The sequence below is a fragment of the Arthrobacter sp. ov118 genome, assembly GCF_900116495.1.
GTDB lineage: Bacteria > Actinomycetota > Actinomycetes > Actinomycetales > Micrococcaceae > Arthrobacter.
Genome location: NZ_FPAY01000010.1, coordinates 190,577 through 207,234, shown reverse-complemented (window position 1 = coordinate 207,234; position 16,658 = coordinate 190,577). Strand labels below are relative to the sequence as shown.

General features: G+C 68.0%; 15 protein-coding genes and 1 rRNA gene. 13 read left to right on the top strand and 3 right to left on the bottom strand.

All coding sequences use genetic code 11. The features are described from left to right. Window positions 1–168: 168 nt before the first annotated feature. Window positions 169–285, top strand: a 5S ribosomal RNA gene (gene rrf / locus BM372_RS17270). 49 nt (window positions 286–334) lie between these two features. Here the strand turns inward: rrf and BM372_RS17265 are convergent. Next, window positions 335–565 (bottom strand): hypothetical protein, encoded by a 231-nt coding sequence (locus tag BM372_RS17265; protein ID WP_090956678.1) that lies wholly within the window; start codon window positions 563–565, stop codon window positions 335–337. A gap of 577 nt (window positions 566–1,142) precedes the next feature. Next, window positions 1,143–2,261: a hypothetical protein gene (locus BM372_RS20880; protein ID WP_218160890.1), complete on the bottom strand. Its 1,119-nt coding sequence runs from the start codon at window positions 2,259–2,261 to the stop codon at window positions 1,143–1,145. On the opposite strand from BM372_RS20880, the gene BM372_RS20875 reads away from it, so the two are divergent. The 12 genes from BM372_RS20875 to BM372_RS17205 all read left to right on the top strand — a co-directional run bounded on the left by BM372_RS20875 (window position 2,196) and on the right by BM372_RS17205 (window position 15,382). Then, on the top strand, window positions 2,196–3,305 hold the full coding sequence (locus BM372_RS20875; protein ID WP_256214365.1) for an MSCRAMM family adhesin SdrC: 1,110 nt from the start codon (window positions 2,196–2,198) through the stop codon (window positions 3,303–3,305). The two genes, BM372_RS20880 and BM372_RS20875, sit on opposite strands and share 66 nt — an antisense overlap. A gap of 4 nt (window positions 3,306–3,309) precedes the next feature. After that, window positions 3,310–4,299 (top strand): HAD-IIA family hydrolase, encoded by a 990-nt coding sequence (locus BM372_RS17255; protein WP_090956676.1) that lies wholly within the window; start codon window positions 3,310–3,312, stop codon window positions 4,297–4,299. A gap of 9 nt (window positions 4,300–4,308) precedes the next feature. Beyond that, the gene (locus BM372_RS17250; protein WP_143111496.1) at window positions 4,309–4,671 is read left to right on the top strand and encodes a hypothetical protein; all 363 of its coding nucleotides are present in this window, start codon (window positions 4,309–4,311) and stop codon (window positions 4,669–4,671) included. Next, a complete protein-coding gene (locus BM372_RS17245; RefSeq protein WP_090956674.1) occupies window positions 4,668–5,480 on the top strand; it encodes a TlyA family RNA methyltransferase in 813 nt (270 codons plus the stop codon). The genes BM372_RS17250 and BM372_RS17245 overlap by 4 nt, the downstream gene beginning before the upstream one ends. 22 nt (window positions 5,481–5,502) lie before the next feature. Then, the gene (locus tag BM372_RS17240; RefSeq protein WP_090956673.1) at window positions 5,503–6,540 is read left to right on the top strand and encodes an NAD kinase; all 1,038 of its coding nucleotides are present in this window, start codon (window positions 5,503–5,505) and stop codon (window positions 6,538–6,540) included. 3 nt (window positions 6,541–6,543) lie between these two features. Next, the gene (gene recN, locus BM372_RS17235; protein ID WP_090956672.1) at window positions 6,544–8,280 is read left to right on the top strand and encodes a DNA repair protein RecN; all 1,737 of its coding nucleotides are present in this window, start codon (window positions 6,544–6,546) and stop codon (window positions 8,278–8,280) included. A gap of 52 nt (window positions 8,281–8,332) precedes the next feature. Then, window positions 8,333–10,114 (top strand): CTP synthase, encoded by a 1,782-nt coding sequence (locus tag BM372_RS17230; RefSeq protein WP_090956671.1) that lies wholly within the window; start codon window positions 8,333–8,335, stop codon window positions 10,112–10,114. A 27-nt stretch (window positions 10,115–10,141) separates the two neighbouring features. Then, the gene (locus BM372_RS17225) at window positions 10,142–10,807 is read left to right on the top strand and encodes an NUDIX domain-containing protein (protein WP_090956670.1); all 666 of its coding nucleotides are present in this window, start codon (window positions 10,142–10,144) and stop codon (window positions 10,805–10,807) included. After that, on the top strand, window positions 10,804–11,865 hold the full coding sequence (gene xerD / locus BM372_RS17220) for a site-specific tyrosine recombinase XerD (protein ID WP_177236051.1): 1,062 nt from the start codon (window positions 10,804–10,806) through the stop codon (window positions 11,863–11,865). The genes BM372_RS17225 and xerD overlap by 4 nt, the downstream gene beginning before the upstream one ends. Window positions 11,866–12,095: 230 nt before the next feature. After that, window positions 12,096–13,733: an HNH endonuclease signature motif containing protein gene (locus BM372_RS17215; RefSeq protein ID WP_371261760.1), complete on the top strand. Its 1,638-nt coding sequence runs from the start codon at window positions 12,096–12,098 to the stop codon at window positions 13,731–13,733. Between the two features lie 192 nt (window positions 13,734–13,925). Beyond that, window positions 13,926–14,414, top strand: coding sequence for an 8-oxo-dGTP diphosphatase (locus BM372_RS17210; protein ID WP_090956669.1), 489 nt, complete (start codon window positions 13,926–13,928; stop codon window positions 14,412–14,414). 74 nt (window positions 14,415–14,488) lie between these two features. After that, entirely contained in the window at window positions 14,489–15,382 is an 894-nt protein-coding gene (locus tag BM372_RS17205) for a hypothetical protein (protein WP_090956668.1), read from the top strand. A 119-nt stretch (window positions 15,383–15,501) separates the two neighbouring features. Here the strand turns inward: BM372_RS17205 and BM372_RS17200 are convergent, their stop codons facing one another. Further along, window positions 15,502–16,641, bottom strand: a complete 1,140-nt coding sequence (locus tag BM372_RS17200) for a bifunctional 2-methylcitrate synthase/citrate synthase (RefSeq protein ID WP_090956667.1) — start codon at window positions 16,639–16,641, stop codon at window positions 15,502–15,504. Window positions 16,642–16,658: the final 17 nt, after the last annotated feature.

Genomic DNA, 16,658 nt, shown 5'->3' with positions numbered 1-16,658 from the left:
GGGGCGGGTACAAAGAAACAAGACTGCTTGCGTCCACTATGTGGTTCCCAAACAACAAACCCCCCACAAGGGCACTGTTGCACAGGAACCAAACCACAACCGAATAACGTGTTGTAACACCACAGATTTCCCCGCCACACCCCAGGGTGCCGGCGGCGGAGCAAGGGTTACGGCGGTCATAGCGCGGGGGAAACGCCCGGTCCCATTCCGAACCCGGAAGCTAAGACCCGCAGCGCCGATGGTACTGCACCCGGGAGGGTGTGGGAGAGTAGGTCACCGCCGGAACACCATTCAGGTCGAGGACCCCAACCACCAGGTTGGGGTCCTCCCGCATTTAACCCCCAAGTGCGCCCACCCAGGCACCCCTCAGGTATCGGGGGACGCCGGCAACGGTGACCCCCAGGCGCCAGGCGAGCGGGCGGACGACGAGCCAGTCCCCGACGCCCTTGTGGTCCCGGCCGTCCGTAATTGCCAGGGACTGGCCGGTGTCCGGGTCCACGATGGTGGTCGGCCTTGGTTCCCGCCGGATCCACGAGCTGGATTCAGGGTCTTGGAAATACCGCACGGACCGGGGTGGCGCTCCTTCCCGGTTGCTTGGATGACTGGTTCGGGGCACCCCGCCGGCTTCCCCGTGTTTCCGGGCCTTCCCATGCCGAGCGCCAAGCAACGGAGCGAGGAACTGGGCAGGAACGCGGCCGCAGGGCCAATAGCCAGCCCGAAGACCTCTCCGAGCTCGTGGCCGTCGATGCCGATGATGGAGAGGTCGTGCGGCACACAAGGTGGAAGCTGGCGCAGCTGCCGGGACCGCCGTAAATCTTGCCTTAAACGAGGGAAGTCTCCGCGTGGGTCCTGTTAGGGACTGACGCGGAGACTTCCTGGGTTCTCACAGAGGGGACGCGCGGGCGTGGTCGCGTGTGAGAGGGGGTTAGGCGGCCGGAGTACCTCAAAATAGGGCCGGCTGGACATGTTCAGAGCGTGCCCGGCCGTTCTCCAAGCGATTTAGGGCCGCGACTCTGCAAGAGCCGGAAGGCGTGTCGACGGTGCGGTCGTTGTGGGTGCCTGCTTCCTGAACAGCCCCACACGCCCCTGTGTCAGGGCTGTTGTGAGTCTTGCCACCGCCGGGCCCTATTGAAGGGCTGCCGTTAGTCGGTGGCGGGTTGCTCGCCTAGAATTGGGGGAGATGTACGGACTTCGAAGCGCTTGATTTCGGGTTGCGTAGGAAACGAAACACGGAACAGAGCGGCTGCGATTGCGCCAGTGGTCAGCTCGCAACAGGAGGATTCAGCATGGCTGAGCACAACGACGGCAACCGCGGCGGTAAAGCCCGCGACGGCGGAGCTCCTTTCCGCGGCACGAGCAACTCGGGCGGCGATCCTCGCGGGTTCCGCGCCAGGGATGATCGTGATCGTAAGCCATATGGCGGCGGTGACCGTAAGCCGTATGGTGACCGGGCTCCGCGTGAGGGTGGCGAGCAGCGCGGCTTCAGCGGCGACAGCCGTAAACCCTATGGTGATCGTAAGCCGTATGGTGACCGGGCTCCGCGTGAGGGTGGCGAGCAGCGCGGCTTCGGCGGCGGCGAGCGAAAGCCGTACAGCGGTGGTGGCAGTGAGCGTAAGCCGTATGGTGATCGTGCTCCGCGTGAAGGTGGCGGTCAGCGCAGCTTCGGCGGCGATAGTCGTCCGTCCTATGGCGACCGTAAGCCCTATGCCGGCGGCGGCGATCGTGAGCGCAAGCCGTATGGTGATCGTGCTCCGCGTGAAGGCGGGGGACAGCGCAGCTTCGGCGGCGATAGCCGTCCGTCCCATGGGGACCGTAAGCCGTATGCCGGTGGTGGCGATCGTGAGCGTAAGCCGTATGGTGAACGTGGCCCGCGTGAAGGTGGCGGTCAGCGCAGCTTTGGCGGTGGCGATCGTGACCGCAAGCCGCACAGCGGTGGCGATGGCCGCCCGTCCTATAGCGACCGTAAGCCGTATGCCGGTGGTGGCGATCGTGACCGTAAGCCGTACGGTGACCGCGCTCCGCGTGAAGGCGGGGGACAGCGCAGCTACGGCGGCGGTGACCGTGACCGCAAGCCGTACAGCGGCGGTGACAACCGCAAGCCGTTCGGCAACCGCGAGGACCGTCCGGCCCGGAGTTTTGACCGCGGCGAAGCAGGCCCGCGCCAGTTCGGACGCGACCGTCCCGAGGACCGGCCCGTGCGTGTGCCCAACGCCCGCGATCTTCGCAGCGCCAACCGTCCCGACCGCGAGCGTTCGCCACAAATCGACGAGGACGTCACCGGCAAGGAACTTGACCGCGCCACGCAGCACCAGATCAAGACGCTCGAAGGTACCAGCGCCGAATGGGTTGCACGCCACCTGGTCATGGCGGGACGGCTTCTGGACGAGGAGCCCGAGTTGGCGTTCCAGCACGCCCTGGCAGCCAGCCGCCGTGGCGGACGCCTCGCGGCCGTCCGCGAAGCTGTCGGCCTGACCGCGTATGCGGCCGGTCACTTCGGCGAAGCCCTCCGGGAGTTCCGTACCTACCGCCGAATCAGCGGCTCCAACATGCACCTGCCCGTCATGGCTGACTGCGAGCGGGGCCTCGGCCGCCCGGACCGCGCCCTGGACATGGCCCGCTCGGAAGAAGCCAAGGATCTCGACGCCCCGGGCAAGGTGGAACTGGCCATCGTTGCCGCCGGAGCGCGAACCGACCTCGGTCAGCTGGATGCCGCGGTCTCCGAGTTGGAGATCCCGCAGCTGGACATCAACCGCGCCTTTTCCTACAGCCCTCGATTGTTCCGTGCTTACGCTGATGCCCTGACGGCCGCCGGCCGTGGCGCCGAAGCCGCCAAATGGCAGCGGCAGGCCGGCGTCGCGGAAAACGCACTGGGCCTCGGGGAAGAAGAGGAACCAGACATCATCGACCTCGGCTGGGACGAGGAAGAAGAAGCCCGCGAGGAAGAGCGGCAGCGCCGACTCCGCGCCCAGCAGGCCGCCGACACGCAGGCCGGGGAGGACGAGCGCGCACCGCGTGCCGCGGACGCAGCGGCCGCCGCGGAAATCTCCGGTTCTACCGGAGCGCCGAACGGCCTGAACCCGTTCGACGAAGGTTCCGATGACGCAGATGCGGACCACTTCGAGTCGGACGACGCCGAGTCAGACCAGGATTCCCTGGAAGCCGACGTCCTCGACAAAGCGGACGATGAGGTTGACGACGAGACCCACGAGGAAGCCGGAGAAGCCGACGGCGAATCGGCCTCGGAAGCGGATCACGAACCTGTCGACGACTCAGAGCCCGCCGGGCGTGACCGGGTCGAGGACTAGTCGCGTGACCGGAGCCGCACTGATCTCAACCTATGATGCCCTGCTATCCGATCTGGACGGCGTCGTCTACGCCGGTGCCCACGCCATCCCCGGCGCCGTGGAGTCGTTGCGCCGGCTCGCCGGTGTCGGCGTCGGGCTGGGTTACGTCACCAACAACGCCTCCCGCTCACCGGCACAGGTAGCGCAGCACCTGCGTGAACTCGGCGCCCCCGCCGAAGACGACCAGGTGGTGAGTTCCTCACAGGCTGCAGCAGCGCTGCTGGCCTCGATGCTGCCGGCCGGAGCTCACGTGCTCATCACCGGCAGTGCGGCTCTGGCCCAGGAAATTGAGCTGGTCGGCCTGGTCCCCGTCCACAGCGCAGCGGATAACCCCGTAGCGGTCGTGCAGGGCTTCAGCCCGGATATCGGCTGGAAAGACCTGGCAGAGGCGTCGTACGTCGTCGCCGGCGGTGCGCTGTGGGTGGCGACGAATACGGACATGTCCATTCCCCAGGCACGCGGAATCGCGCCGGGCAACGGGACGCTGGTAGCAGCCGTGGCGGCCGCAACCGGCAAGACCCCGATCGTGGCCGGCAAGCCGGAGGCGCCGCTGTTCCACACCGCGGCCAAGCGGCTGGCTGCCGACCGGCCGCTCGTCGTCGGCGACCGCCTGGACACCGACATCTTGGGCGGCAACAACGCCGGCTTCGCCACAGTGGCCGTGCTCACCGGAGTGGACACGAGGGAAACGATCCTCGCCGCCCGGACGGTGGAGCGCCCCGATTTCCTCATCCACGACCTGACGGCCCTGTACGCACCGTACCCGGCAGTGGAGCACGACGACGGGCGGTTCCGCAGCGGTACAGCCTCGGCGATCGTCCGCGGACAGTCCGTGCATATCAGCGGCGACCCCGCCGATCTCGATTCGTGGCGTGCCGCCTGTTCGGCCTGGTGGGCCGCCAACCCCGAGACGGCCACCGCGCTGGCTCCGGACCTCGAGTGGCTCGATCACTAGACTGGACTCATGACCGAGCTAAACCAGGAGCCCCACACGGAGCCCAGCGGAGGGCCTGAGCCGTTGCCGCACGAGGCACTGGATCACGCGTCCGGACCCGAAGCGCCACCGGAGGCCGCTGAAGAAGCGCCGCCGCCGGCGGCCGCCGTCGACTGGCCCGCACTGCAGGCCCAGGTTCAGGCGGAGCTCCAGGACCCGGCCGTCAGCGCCGTGCTGGAGCGCCTCGCGGCCGTGCGGCTCACGCCGGTGTCCGGTCACGGCGGGGTCTATGCGGGCATGCATGATGCGCTGCTGGAGGCACTGAATGAAGACGTGGCCTCCCATGCCGGTCTGGCGCGGCGTATCCATGCTGCGGGGGACGGGGGAGCGTGAGCCGGCTTGACCAGGCGCTCGTCAGCCGCGGGCTGGCCAGGTCCCGCACCCACGCCGCCCGCCTCATTTCCGAGGGCAAGGTGAGCTCCGGCGGCGAGGTCCTCGCCAAGGCCTCCCTGCAGATTCCGGAGGGCGCCGCGCTGGACGTGGCGGCCTCGGCCGAGGACGGCTACGTCAGCCGCGCGGGACACAAGCTGGCCGGCGCGCTGGATGCCTTTCCCGCCGTCGACGTCGCCGGCAAGCGGTGCCTCGACGCCGGGGCTTCAACTGGCGGGTTCACCGACGTGCTGCTCCGCCGCGGAGCCGCACACGTGGTCGCCGTCGACGTCGGGCACGGTCAACTCGTACCGGAGATCCGGCACGACCCCAGGGTCTCCGTCCATGAAGGCCTCAACGTGCGGTACATGACGCCGGCGGAGATCGGCGGACCGGCCGCACTGACCGTGGCGGACCTGTCCTTCATCTCGCTGACCCTTGTGGTGGCGCCCCTCGCCGCCTGCACCGGGCCCGGCGGCGACCTGGTCCTCATGGTCAAGCCGCAATTCGAGATCGGCAAGGATCGGCTGGGCCGGACCGGCGTGGTCACCTCGGAGCGGGAACGCCGGCTCGCCGTCGGCAAGGTGGCAGCCGCCGCCGTGGACTCGGGGCTTGAACTGAAGGGCCTCGCCCAAAGCCCGTTGCCCGGCCAGGACGGCAATGTCGAGTACTTCCTGTGGATAAAACGCCCGATGTCGGAAGTCCCGCCTAAGATCGAGGAGCGGGACGCAGCGGTTGCTGCGTTGCTCGGAACAATCTGGCCGAACCACTAGTACCACCAGAAGGCGGAACCTGATGAGCAGGCGTGTCCTCATCCTTGCCCACACCGGGCGCGAGGAGTCCCTCAAAGCTGCCTGGGAAGCCTGCGCCCTCCTGTACGGATCCGGACTGATCCCCGTCATGCAGGAGACCGAGCTCGGGGACATGGTCCGTTTCTTCGGCCAGCTCGACCACCCCGTCGAGGTCCTGCACGACCACGTCCAGCTGCCCGACGTCGAACTCGTCATGGTGCTGGGCGGCGACGGCACCATCCTCCGGGCCGCCGAGCTCGTCCGCGAAGTCGACGTGCCGATGCTCGGCGTCAATCTCGGCCACGTCGGATTCCTGGCCGAGAGCGAGCGTGCAGACCTCGCCCAGACCGTCGAGTGGGTCGCCAGCCGTGAATACACGGTGGAGGAGCGGATGACGATCGACGTGCAGGTCTGGGTCCGCGGCCAGAAAATCTGGCATACCTGGGCCCTCAACGAGGCCGCGATCGAAAAGGCCAATCGGGAACGGATGCTCGAGGTGGTCACCGAAGTCGACGAACGCCCGCTGACCTCCTTCGGCTGCGACGGCGTGGTCCTTGCCACCCCCACGGGCTCCACCGCTTACGCCTTTTCGGCCGGCGGCCCCGTAGTTTGGCCCGAAGTCGAGGCCCTAGTGATCGTGCCGATCAGCGCTCACGCCCTCTTCGCGAAGCCGCTGGTCGTCTCGCCCCGATCCAGGCTCGCTGTCGAAATCCTGAACCGGACCGACGCCCAAGGCGTCCTGTGGTGCGACGGCCGCCGCTCCGTGGACCTGCCGCCCGGTGCACGCATCGAAGTGACCCGCTCCGCCACGCCCGTGCGGCTGGCCAGGACGCACCAGACACCGTTCTCCGGCAGGCTGGTGCGAAAGTTCCAGCTCCCGATCCAAGGCTGGCGCGGCCCCATGCCGCAGGCCGAGACCGTCCACACCGGACCCATCCCGATTATCCGCACGCCCCGGCCCATGCCGCCGCTGCCCTCACCGCGCGACTCGGAACCCGGTGAAACACCCGATCCCTCGCCAGATCCCTCAACCGAGAAATGAAGCATGCTTGAAGAACTGAGAATCCGCGACCTCGGCGTCATCACCGACGCCACCCTGCCGCTGGGCCCGGGCCTCAGCGTGGTGACCGGTGAAACCGGCGCCGGCAAGACCATGGTGGTCACCGCCGTCGGCCTGCTCCTCGGTGCCAGGTCCGACGCCGGCGCCGTGCGCAGCGGCGCGAAGAGCGCCTCGGCGGAGGCTGTGGTGAAGCTCGACGCCGGGCACGCCGCCGTCGCGCGGTCCCGTGAGGCCGGCGCCGAGGTTGAGGAGTTCGACGGCGGCGCTGAACTGCTGCTGGCCCGCAGCGTCGGCGCTGACGGCCGCAGCCGCGCCTACGTGGGTGGACGGGCCGCGCCGGTCGGGGTGCTCGCCGAAATCGGCGAAACCCTGGTGGTGGTGCACGGCCAATCGGACCAGATCCGGCTCAAGAGCCCGGTGGCGCAGCGCGGCGCCCTGGACAAGTTCGCGGGGGAGGCCTTGGCGGGAACGCTGGCCTCCTACAAGGAGTTGTACGCCCACTGGAACGCCAGCCAGGCCGAACTCGACGGACTGCGCAGCGCCGCCCGCGAACGCCTCCGCGAGGCTGAATCGCTGCAGGCCGCACTGGCCGAGATCGACGCCGTCGACCCGCAGCCGGGGGAGGACGAGGCCCTCAAGGCCGAGGCCGTGAAGCTGGCCAACGTGGAGGAACTGCGGATCGCGGCCAGCACCGCGCACCAAGCGCTCATCGCCGAGGACTTTGGCGAAGAAGCGGACGCCACCACACTGGTGGACGCCGCCAAGCGCACGCTGGAGCACGTTGCCGAACACGACGAGGAGCTGGGCTCGGCCGCGGCCCGCCTGGCCGAGGTCGGATTCCTGCTCAACGACATCGCCACAGAGCTCGCCAGCTACCAGGCCGCCCTTGACACCGAGGGCCCGGAACGGCTCGCTGAGATCGAAGAGCGCCGCGCCGTGCTGGCCAAACTGGTCCGCAAGTACGCGCCGAGCATCGATGAGGTGCTGGTCTGGGCCGAGGAAGCCCGGGCCCGGCACGATGAGCTGCAGGACGACTCCACCCGGATCGAATCCCTGGACGCCGAGGTGGCCCGCGCCGAAGCCGGGCTCCGGAAGCAGGCCGCCGCCATCAGCAAGGCGCGCACGAAGGCTGCGAAGGACCTCTCCGCCCGGGTCAGCGCCGAGCTGACGGCCCTGGCCATGGCGGACGCCACCCTGGTCATCAACGTCGAGCCCTCGGGGCAGCTGGGACCGTTCGGGGCCGATGAGATCTCGTTCCTGCTCCAGCCGCACTCCGGTGCCCCGGCCCGGCCGCTGGGCAAGGGCGCCTCGGGCGGTGAACTCTCCCGCGTCATGCTGGCCATCGAGGTGGTGTTGGCCGCCGTCGACCCCGTCCCGACCTTCGTCTTCGACGAGGTCGACGCCGGTGTCGGCGGTCGCGCCGCCGTCGAAATCGGCCGCCGGCTGGCGATGCTGGCCCGGCACGTCCAGGTTCTCGTGGTCACCCACCTGCCGCAGGTGGCAGCCTTCGCGAACCAGCACATTCGGGTCACCAAGACGTCCGTCCGGGGCGCCGACGGCGGCACCGCCACCGGCTTCACTTCCAGCGACGTGCAGCTGCTGGACGAGGCCGAGCGCGTCCGCGAGCTGGCCCGCATGCTGGCGGGCCAGGAAGACTCGGATTCCGCCCGGGCCCACGCCCAGGAGCTGCTGGACGACGCCAAGCTCCTGCCGCAGTCCTGAGGACAACAATCTCAACGGTATTCCGGCAAAGAACGCTTGGGAGGCGGAATTGGTGATAAGCTCAAACCCCGTGGTGCAGCGATCAAACTCTCGTGTAAATTCCCGGTTTCCGGGCTCGTCCAAGACGACCAAACACATCTTCGTCACCGGTGGTGTAGCGTCCTCGCTCGGTAAGGGACTGACGGCTTCGAGCCTCGGCCACCTCCTGCGGGCCCGCGGTCTGTCTGTAACAATGCAAAAGCTCGATCCGTATCTGAACGTGGATCCGGGCACGATGAACCCCTTCCAGCACGGTGAAGTCTTCGTCACGGACGACGGCGCCGAAACGGACCTGGACATCGGCCACTACGAGCGCTTCCTCGATGAAAACCTTGAGGGCTCGGCCAACGTCACAACCGGCCAGGTCTACTCGACCGTCATCGCCAAGGAACGCCGGGGCGAATACTTGGGCGACACCGTCCAGGTCATCCCGCACATCACCGACGAGATCAAGCGGCGGATGCGGCTGCCCGCCGAGGGCAAGAACGCCCCCGACGTCATCATCACCGAAATCGGCGGAACCGTGGGCGACATCGAGTCCCAGCCCTTCCTCGAATCCGCTCGGCAGGTCCGCCAGGACGTCGGCCGGAACAACGTGTTCTTCCTCCACGTCTCGCTGGTGCCCTACATCGGCCCGTCGCAGGAGCTGAAGACCAAGCCGACGCAGCACTCCGTCGCTGCGCTGCGCTCGATCGGCATCCAGCCCGAAGCCATCGTGATCCGCTCTGACCGCGAAGTGCCCGACGCCATGCGCGAGAAGATCGGCCGCATGTGCGATGTCGACATCGACGCCGTGGTCAACGCCGCTGACGCTCCCAGCATCTACGACATCCCCAAGACCCTGCACAGCCAAGGCCTGGATTCGTACATCGTCCGCGCCCTGGACCTGCCGTTCAAGGACGTTGACTGGACCAGCTGGGACAAGCTCCTCGAGGCCGTCCACAACCCCAAGCACGAGGTTGAGGTCGCCCTGGTGGGCAAGTACATCGACCTCCCGGACGCCTACCTCTCGGTCACCGAGGCCCTGCGCGCCGGCGGCTTCGCCAACGACACCAAGGTCAAGATCCGCTGGGTCCCCTCGGACGAATGCGAAACCCTCGAGGGCGCTGTGCAGTCGCTCGACGGCGTTGACGCCATCTGCGTCCCGGGCGGCTTCGGCATCCGCGGCCTTGAAGGCAAGCTCGGCGCGCTGAAGTACGCCCGCGAAATCAAACTCCCGGTCCTGGGCCTGTGCCTGGGCCTGCAGTGCATGGTGATCGAGTACGCCCGCAACGTCGTCGGCCTCGAAGGCGCATCCTCCTCTGAGTTCGAGCCGGACTCGAAGTACCCCGTCATCGCCACTATGGAAGAGCAGCTCGAATTCGTTGAGGGCCGCGGCGACCTCGGCGGCACCATGCGCCTGGGCCTCTACGAAGCCAAGCTGGAGGAAGGCTCCGTCGTCGCCGAAACCTACGGCACTACGACGGTCAGCGAACGCCACCGGCACCGCTACGAGGTCAACAACAAGTACCGCGAGCAGATTGCCGCCAAGGGCCTGTCCTTCTCCGGCACGTCGCCCGACGGCAAGCTGGTGGAGTACGTCGAGCTTCCCCGCGACGTGCACCCGTACTACGTCGCCACGCAGGCGCACCCCGAGCTCAGCTCGCGCCCCACGCGCCCGCACCCGCTGTTCGCCGGCTTGGTCAAGGCGGCCCTGCAGCACCAGCGCGACGCCGACGCTGCACCGGCTGCTCGTGCCAAGGCGGAGGCCACGGCCCCCGATGCAGAGCCTTCGCCGACAGCAGTGACGAAGTAATTTCCAACTAAATCAAAGGACGGCGCGATGCCCGGTATGTCTGAGACCCACAATGCTGCACGGCAGGTTTCGGATGAACCGAGTCCGCGCCGTCTTTTGTCGTCCCGGAAGGTGTACGAGGGCCGGATCTGGGATGTGGTCAGTGACAGTTTCCAGCTCAATGACGACGGCGATGCCCTGGTCCGGGACTACATTCAGCATCCCGGCGCCGTCGCGGTGCTGCCGATGAACGACGCCGGCGAGGTGCTGCTGATTAAGCAGTACCGGCACCCGGTTGCCATGGATCTCTGGGAGATTCCCGCCGGGCTGCTCGACGTCGAAGGCGAAGATTTCGTGGTCGGCGCAGCGCGCGAGTTGGCTGAGGAAGCAGACCTCGTGGCGGACCGGTGGAACGTGCTGGTCGACTTCTTCAATTCCCCGGGATCCTCCAGCGAAGCTATCCGCATCTATCTGGCCCGCGGCCTGAGCGACGTGCCTGGACACGAACGGCACGTCCGCACCGACGAGGAGTCCGAAATCGAGCTGCACTGGACCCCGCTCGATGCCGCCGTGCGGGCAGTGCTGGAGGGCCGCCTCCACAACCCCTCCGCCGTCGTCGCCATCCTTGCGGCCGCAGCCGCGCAGGCGGACAACTTCCAAGGCCTCCGCCCGGCCGGTGCGCCGTGGCCGGAACATCCCAGCCAGCGCCGATGACCGATGCGCTGATTGCCGAGCCTCCGGCCCCCGCGCAGCTTCCAGCCCCTGCGCCGGCGGAGGCAGCCGCTCCCGCCAGCCCGCCCACCCGGCCGCTCACAGCGATAGACCGCGCAATAACTGACTACTTGCAGCACATGGGTGTGGAACGGGGGCTCGCGGCCAACACTCTCTCCGCCTACCGCCGGGACCTGGCCCGCTACGCCAGGCACCTCGCGCACACAGGCCGGGAACGCCCCGCGGAGATCACCCGGCACGACGTCACCGGCTTCGTCCAGGCGCTCTCCGACGGGTCCGACGGCGGCTCCGCCCTGGGCATCCGCTCGGCGGCCCGTACGGTGGTGGCCGTGCGCGGACTCCACAAATTCTGGGCGCTGGAAGGGGTCACCCCGACCGATCCGGCCAGCGACGTCCACCCGCCGATGCCCGGTAAACGCCTGCCGAAGGCCATCAGTGTCGATGAGGTGACGAGGATTCTTGAGGCGGCCGGCACCGACACCGCGGCCGGCCTCCGCGACCGGGCGCTGCTCGAGTTCCTGTACTCCACGGGCGCCCGCATCAGCGAGGCCGTGGGCCTCGACGTGGACGACATCTCGCTGCAGGCCGCGGGCCAAGGGGATACGGGGGCCGGAGTTAGTGACGGCCCCGCGATCGTCAGGCTCTTCGGCAAGGGTTCCAAAGAACGACTCGTCCCGCTCGGATCTTATGGGGCACGCGCCCTTGAGGCCTACCTCGTCCGCGGCCGGCCCCTGCTGGCCGCCAAGGGCAAGGGTACCCCCGCCTTGTTCCTGAACGCCCGCGGCGGCAGGATCAGCCGGCAAAGCGCATGGACCATCCTCAAGACCGCGGCCGAGAAAGCCAACATCACCAAGGACGTTTCGCCGCACACCCTGCGCCACTCCTTCGCCACGCACCTGCTGGAGGGCGGCGCCGACGTCCGGGTAGTCCAGGAACTGCTGGGGCACGCCTCCGTGACCACCACTCAGGTCTACACCCAGGTGACTGCCGATACGCTGCGGGAGATCTACGCCGCCGCGCACCCGCGCGCCCTGGGCTAAGACAAAGTCCGCCGGTTCCCACGGCCCATAGGTTCTCGACCTTGCGTTCTCCGAGCGTCTAGTCCCGTCTGAGCGCCGCCGCAACTCAGAAGACGAAAAGTGTCGGTGCCTCCTGAGATGCTGTGGGCATGGAAAGCAGAGCGGCTTTAACCGGGGGAACTGGGTCCGGGGAAACTCGGACCGGGGGAACCTGGAGCGGGGGAACCTGGGGCGCCGAGAGCAGGGCGGCCTTGGAGGCAGTCTTCGCGTCGGCTGCGGCGCTGGCTGCCCTCGCCGGCGCGGGGGTGGACCGCTCTGATCCGCCCGGCGCAGGTCAGCCCGGCGCTGGTCAGCCCGGCACCGATGCGTTCGAAACTGGTCAGCCCGGCACCGATTCGCTGCGGGATGCTGATCCGTTGCGGGAAACTGATCCACTTCGGGCCAAGGCGGATGCTTGCCTGGACGGCCTGGCCGAGTTGGCGCGGTTGGAGTCCGGGCTGGCCGCGTTGAAGGTGAGACTGTCCACCGACTACGTGCACGCGGCCGGGGCGCTGGTGCCCTGCGCGGCGTCCCCGCAGGACCGCGCCGCGCAGCAGATGGCCGCGGTCGCCGAGGTCGCGTGTGTCCTGACCGTGAGCGAACGCACCGCCGGGGCGCTCCTGTCAGACGGACAGGCATTGACGGCGGCGCTGCCGCTGACCCTGCCGGCCCTGCAGGCCGGGGAGATCTCATGGCAGCACGCCCGGATCATCGTCGATGAAACCACCGGCCTGGACCGGGCCGGAGCGGCCGGACTGGAGGCCCACTTCCTGGACCCCGACGCGCCGGACCCGGCCCGCGGATGCCGGGCCGGGGACCTCGTGGCGTCCCGGTTCCGCGCCAAGGCCCGGGCGTGGCGCGAACGCCACCACCCGGTCAGCATCGAAACCCGCCACGCCACCAGCGCCGCGGACCGGCGGGTCGAGTACGTCCCGGACCGGGACGGCATGGCCTGGCTCTCCGCATACCTGAGCGCCGAGACCGCCGCGGGGATCCGGGACCGGTGCACCGCCGCGGCCCGCGCCCTCCAAGGCCCGGACGAGGCCCGGACCCTCGCCCAGCTCCGCGCCGACACCACCGCCACCTGGCTCCTGACCAGCGGCACCCACAACACCGGCACCGCCGCCGGAAGGCTCCAGGGTCGCACGCCCGGCACCGGCACAGCTGGTGGGGGTGCGGGTTGGGCCGGGGAGGTGCCGTCCCCGCGGGCGCAGGTCCTGGTCACCGTCCCGGTCCTGTCCCTGCTGGGCGCCACCGACGAACCCGCCGTCCTGGACGGGTACGGGCCGATCCCGCCGTCGATGGCCCGCCGCCTGGTCGGCGACGGCGCCGTCTCCTTCTATCGCGTCCTGACCGACCCCCGCGACGGCGCACCGCTGGAGATCGGCCGGACCAGCTACCGTCTCACCACAGCCCAGCGCCGGTGGCTCCGGCTCCGTGACGGCAAGTGCCCGTTCCCCGGCTGCAGCAACCACTCCCTGGACAACGAAGCGGACCACCTGCTCGCCTGGGCCGACGGCGGCAGCACCGGCATCTCCAACCTGGCCCAGCCCTGCCCGAAACACCACCGCCTCAAACACCGCTCCGCCTGGACACCCACCGGCGCCAGCAAGGACCACCCGCCCGGATGGACCTCACCGTCGGGACGGCATTACCCCAGTGAACACCAGGACTGGGAACCACCCCACTGGCCACACCAGTCCCTGCGCGCCCCGGATCCCGGCCAGGATCCCGGCGATGATCCCGGCGACGATCCCGGTCCGGACCCGGAACTGCCACCGGACCCGTTCCACGACTGGTACCACTTCACAGACTGGCTCGAAAGTTCAGGGACGAGGAGGCCGGAGTAACCAAGGCTTCCCTTCTTGATGCCGGCGTTCGCGCCTCAAAACAGGGGACCCGTCTGCTCCGCACTATCGCACTCAAATCCGTTGCAAGATCCGTTGCAAAGATTCGTTGCAAACATAGGACGCCAAGCCCGTAGGCAATGGTCCGCCCGCCGAATAACGTCGGGATTCTTCGGCAGCTATAGGGTGGAGCACATGAAGGCCACGCCAGTCACTCTCTGCTTCCTGCTCCGTGACGACGCCACCGGACAGCAGGTCCTCCTGGGCATGAAGAAAACGGGCCTCGGACTCGGCAAAATCGTTGGACTCGGCGGCCACGTGGAACCGGGAGAGACCTACGCCGAGGCGGCATGCCGGGAAGTCTTCGAGGAAGCCGGTGTGGTGGTCCGGGAGGAAGACCTCCGGGCCGTCGGACTGATCGAATTCGTGTTTCCCGCCCGGCCCGAATGGAATATGTCAACGCGACTGTTCACCACGCGGCACTGGACCGGCGACCCGGTCGAAAGCCAAGAGATCATTCCGGAATGGTTCCAGGTCACTTGCCTGCCGTTGGAGCGCATGTGGCAGGATGCCGAACACTGGCTGCCGCTGGCTTTGGGGGAGGGCGCCGTAGAGGCCGTTATCACCCTTAATGCGGATAACGAGACCGTGGCCTCAGCGGAGTATTCTTTGCGGGGCGTATAGCCCAGGGCCGCGGCAAGCCGCAGTCAGCGAGGCGGGACAAAACAACAAACAGGGGGACAGGCATGGAGTGCAGCATGAATTCAGGTACGAACACGGCCACGGCCAACGAGAGTCCGCTGGCCAGCAGCGGCCTGTCCGGCAGGCCAGTAGTCCCCGCCCTTGCGGCCGTGGCGGTGGCGCTTTTGCTCGCCACCACGGCCTGCGCGCCAGCGGTGCCGGCGCCCCTAGCGGGCACGTCGGGTGGAAGTTCTTCCGCTGGCACCTTGGGGTCCTCCTCGCCGACGCCGACGTCGACGTCCGCTTCGTCAGCGGTGACGCCGTCGCCGATCGTTGCGACGTCGGCTTCCGTGTCGCCGTCGTCGTCCGCAACGTCCGCTCCGGCCACCCCGGCACCTTCTGCCGGGGCCTGGCGCACCTTCACCAGCGCCGATTCGAAGGTCAGTTTCGACTACCCGGCCTCCTGGCGGGTGTCCGATGCCGCCGGCGGCTCCGGTGGGATTGATGTTGACGTTGCGAACGAGGCCGACGTGGTGGTGGCGTCCCTGCACGTCGGCCCGTCCGGTGGACTCGGCGGCGCGTGCCAGGGCGATGTTCCCTACACGGTGCTGGATTCGGTCGAAGTGGATCTGCCGCACCAGCCCGCGAAGGGCACTGTCACCCCGAGGTTTGCCTTCCGGGCACTGCAGGAACCGAACCGGGTTACGGCGTCCTTCGGACTGACCGATACTCCGGCCGGGCATAACGGCACCACCTGCATGTTCTACAACGTAGTCACGGGCCCGTCCGAGTGGCCGCTGTTCTCCTTCGCCGACGCTTTCCAAGTCCGGGCGGGGGGCTCGGAGGACGATCCGATGCACAAGGGGGCAAAGACGTTCCCCTCGTTGGACGCAGCCCGGGCCTACATGAAGACACCGGACTACCTGAACGCGAAGCGCATGATTACCTCGCTGAAGATCCACGAGAGCTAGCAGCAACCCCCTCCCGCGACCTCAGGCAGAACCGGCTCAGGAAGAACGACGGCGGGCCGGCCACCTTGTCCAGGTGACCGGCCCGCCGTCGTGAGTGCGGGAGAACGCGGAAGAAACCGTTACGGCAGGTGCCGTTCTTCTTCGCCGTTGTATTCGCTGAGCGGGCGGATCAGGGAGTTCGCATCCAGCTGCTCCATGATGTGCGCCGTCCAGCCGGTGATGCGGCTGGCAACGAACAGGGGAGTGAAGGTCTGGGTGTCGAAGCCCATGAGGTGGTACGTGGGGCCGGTCGGATAATCGAGGTTTGGCTTGATGCCCTTGGCCTCATCCATGGCCGTTTCGAGGCCGTTGTACAGGCCCAGCAACTCGGGCCGGCCGTAGTGCGCGATCATCTTGTCCAGGGCGGACTTCATAGTGGGCACCCGGGAGTCGCCGTGCTTGTAGACCCGGTGGCCGAAGCCCATGACCTTCTTCTTCTGGGCCAGGGCGTTTTCCATCCATTCCTTGGCCCGGGCGTGCGCGTCCTCCAGGGATTCCTCGGGCCGGATGCCGATCTCGTCGAACGTGTGCATGACGGCCTCGTTGGCACCGCCGTGCAGGGCCCCTTTCAGGGCGCCGATTGCACCGGTCACGGCCGAGTGCAGGTCCGAGAGGGTGGAGGTGATCACCCTGGCCGTGAATGTGGAGGCGTTGAAGGAGTGCTCGGCGTACAGAATCATGGAGACGTTGAACGCGTCGACCACCTCGGGGACGGCCTCCTCGCCGAACGTCATCCAGAGGAAGTTGGCGTCGTAGCCCAGGTCCTCGCGCGGCTCCACGAGGTCCTTGCCGTGGCGGCGCCGCTGGTCGTAGGCCACGACGGCCGGCATCGCGGCGAACAGATCGATGGCCTTGGCGAGGTTGGCTTCACGCGAGGAATCCTCCGCGAGCGGGTGCCGTGCGCCCATGACGGAGGTCGCCGTCCGGCAGACGTCCATGGGGTGGGAGGTGGTGGGCAGCGCGTCGATCACCTGTTTGACCACCGGGTCCAAGGCTCGGCCGGCACGTTCCCTCGCGGTGAACTCGGCCAGTTGCTCCGCGGTGGGCAGTTCGCCGTTCCACAACAGGTAGGCGACTTCCTCAAAGCTGCATCGGGCGGCCAGCTCCTGGACGGGGTAGCCGCGGTACAGCAGGGAGTTGGTGTCCGGGTTGACCTTCGAGACCGCGGTGTAGTCCACCACGACGCCGGCGAGGCCCTTTTTGATGTCCTGTTCAGCCATGCTGAAACTCCTTCGTT

Bases quoted from the DNA above. Each gene is read 5' to 3' on its own strand.
- BM372_RS17250 (WP_143111496.1), top strand. From the start codon at position 4,309: ATGACCGAGCTAAACCAGGAGCCCCACACGGAGCCCAGCGGAGGGCCT.
- BM372_RS17240 (WP_090956673.1), top strand. From the start codon at position 5,503: ATGAGCAGGCGTGTCCTCATCCTTGCCCACACCGGGCGCGAGGAGTCC.
- recN (WP_090956672.1), top strand. From the start codon at position 6,544: ATGCTTGAAGAACTGAGAATCCGCGACCTCGGCGTCATCACCGACGCC.
- BM372_RS17225 (WP_090956670.1), top strand. From the start codon at position 10,142: ATGCCCGGTATGTCTGAGACCCACAATGCTGCACGGCAGGTTTCGGAT.
- xerD (WP_177236051.1), top strand. From the start codon at position 10,804: ATGACCGATGCGCTGATTGCCGAGCCTCCGGCCCCCGCGCAGCTTCCA.
- BM372_RS17210 (WP_090956669.1), top strand. From the start codon at position 13,926: ATGAAGGCCACGCCAGTCACTCTCTGCTTCCTGCTCCGTGACGACGCC.
- BM372_RS17205 (WP_090956668.1), top strand. From the start codon at position 14,489: ATGAATTCAGGTACGAACACGGCCACGGCCAACGAGAGTCCGCTGGCC.
- BM372_RS17200 (WP_090956667.1), bottom strand. From the start codon at position 16,641: ATGGCTGAACAGGACATCAAAAAGGGCCTCGCCGGCGTCGTGGTGGAC.